2 protein-coding genes are annotated in these 2,411 nt (G+C 75.0%); both read left to right on the plus strand.

Going from position 1 to position 2,411, the window contains the following annotated elements:
- Positions 1 to 155: 155 nt before the first annotated feature.
- Positions 156 to 1,322 (plus strand): amidohydrolase family protein, encoded by a 1,167-nt coding sequence (locus tag EYA84_RS30580; RefSeq protein ID WP_131057689.1) that lies wholly within the window; start codon positions 156 to 158, stop codon positions 1,320 to 1,322.
- Between the two features lie 84 nt (positions 1,323 to 1,406).
- Positions 1,407 to 2,357 (plus strand): aromatase/cyclase, encoded by a 951-nt coding sequence (locus EYA84_RS30585; protein WP_131057690.1) that lies wholly within the window; start codon positions 1,407 to 1,409, stop codon positions 2,355 to 2,357.
- Positions 2,358 to 2,411: the final 54 nt, after the last annotated feature.

A 2,411-nucleotide genomic window follows, 5' to 3' on the forward strand; every position in this document is an offset into this window, starting at 1 on the left:
CAGGCCACGTCCGGCAGGCGGCCGGCGCGGCCCGGGCCGCCGCCTCGGTGCGTCTGCAGGCACACGTCCGGCAGGTGAGCGCCGGGCTCCGGCGAACCTCTAGCGCGAGCTGACACGCTGCCCCGGCAACGACCGGCGGCACGCGGAGGAGGCACATGCTCGCGCTACGGGCACGGCGACTGTTCGACGGGGTCCGCCCGGTGCCGATGTCGCGACCCACCGTGCTCCTCTCCGGCGGCGTGATCGAGGCGGTCCTGGACGGTCCGCCGCCGCGCGGCGCCGAACTGGTCGACCTCGGCGACACGACGCTGCTGCCCGGGCTCGTCGACGCCCACGTCCACCTGGCCTTCGACGCGACGCCGGACACCATGGGCAGTCTCGCCGTCGCCGACGACGACACCCTGCTGGCCCGGATGCGGACCGCCGCCACGGCGACACTCGACGCCGGTGTCACCACCGCCCGTGACCTCGGCGACCGGGGTTACCTGGGGCTCCGGGTCCGGGCCGAGACCGCCGACGCACCGCACCTCGGGCCCCGGCTGCTCGTCGCCGGGCCACCGATCACGTCGTACGGCGGACACTGCTGGTTCCTCGGCGGGGAGGTCGACGGCGTCGACGCGATCCGCGCCGCGGTGCGGCACCGGGCCGAACGCGGTGTCGACGTGGTGAAGGTCGTGGTGACCGGCGGCCAGCTCACCCCCGGTTCGCTGCCGCACGAGATGCAGTTCGGGCCGGTGGAGTTGGCCGCGGTCGTGCGGGAGTCCCACCGGTACGGGCTGCCGGTCACCGGGCACTGCCATGCCGCCGACGGTGTCGCCGCCGCGGTCTCCGCCGGCTTCGACGGCATCGAACACTGCACGTTCGTCACCGCCGACGGCGTGCACGCGGACCCGGCACTGCTGGCCCGGATGGCGGCGGCCGGGACCCGGATCACGCTCACCCTCGGCACCGTCGGACACGGGGGCGGCGGTGGCGGCGGTGACCCGCGCCGGGCGGCCGTGCACGCGGCCCTGCGTCGGGTGGCCGGCTCCGGCGTTCCCGTCGCCTGCGCCAGCGACGCCGGCTGCGGGCCGGGCAAGCCCCACGGGTCGTCGCTGGCGTACGGGGTCGAGGCGATGGTGGATCTCGGTGTCCCGCCCACGGCCGCGCTCCGGGCGGTCACCTCCGGCGCCGCGCAGGTCTGCGGCCTCGCCGACCGGGTCGGCCGGATCGCGCCGGGGTACGACGCCGACCTGCTCGCGGTGCACGGTGACCCGACCGTCGAGCCCGGTGCGCTGCGGCGGGTGGCCGCCGTCCTCCGTGCCGGGCAACGGGTGCGGTGACTCTTCCAACGACGCTCCACCCGACGCCGATGGGCGCACGGGAGGCTCGACGGGTACCCCGACCGAGCCGGCAGGAGGTCTCCCGTGCCCGATCCCACCGTCCACACCACACGGCACACCGTCGACGTGAACGCGCCCGTCGACGCGGTGTACCCGATCATCGCCGACGTCACCCGCTGGCCGTACACGTTCGCTCCCACCGTCCACGTCGACCTGCTCGACCGGGACGACGACGGGCCGCAGCAACGTGAACGGCTGCGGCTCTGGGCCACCGCCAACGGGGTGGTGCGCTCCTGGATCTCGCGTCGGACACTGACACCGGCCGAGGGCCGGATCACGTTCCGGCAGGAGGTGTCGGCGGCGCCGGTGGCCTCGATGGGCGGCGAGTGGCTGCTCGAACAACTCGACGGCGGCACCCGGGTCGTCCTGCTGCACGACTACTCCGTCGTGGACGACGATCCCGACGCCGCCGCCTGGGTGGCGCGGGCCGTCGAGCACAACAGCACCGCCGAGCTGGCGGCGCTGCGCGCGGCGGCGGAGTCCGCCGATGACGGCACTCTGCTCTCCTTCGCCGACGAGGTGTACGTGGCCGCCCCGGCACCGGAGGTGTACGACTTCCTGTACCACGCCGACCGCTGGCGGGAGCGGTTGCCACACGTGGCCCGGGTGGAGCTGACCGAGGACGAGCCCGGCGTGCAGATCCTGGAGATGGACACCGTCGCGCCGGACGACAGTGTGCACACCACCCGGTCGGTGCGGGTCTGCTTCCCGACCGACCGGATCGTCTACAAGCAGACGGTGCTGCCGCCGCTGCTCGCGGCGCACACCGGCACCTGGACGCTGCGCCCCGAGCGCGACGGTGTGGTCGCCACGTCGCACCACACGGTCGTGCTGCGCCCGGACCGGGTCGGCGCGCTGCTCGGCGACTCGGCGACCCTCGCCGACGCCCGGGACCTGGTCCGCCGCTCGCTGGGCACCAACAGCCGTCGCACGTTGGAGCAGGCACGTCGGCACCTGCAACCGGTGGCCGACTGATCGCGAGCTTTTCCGCGCGGCGCAGCGTGACGGGCGCGGCGGGCCGGTCGGCCC

This window comes from Verrucosispora sp. SN26_14.1, assembly GCF_004307965.1.
Classification (GTDB): Bacteria; Actinomycetota; Actinomycetes; order Mycobacteriales; family Micromonosporaceae; genus Micromonospora.

Coding starts and splice junctions, on each gene's coding strand:
- EYA84_RS30580 (WP_131057689.1), top strand. CDS start 156: ATGCTCGCGCTACGGGCACGGCGACTGTTCGACGGGGTCCGCCCGGTG.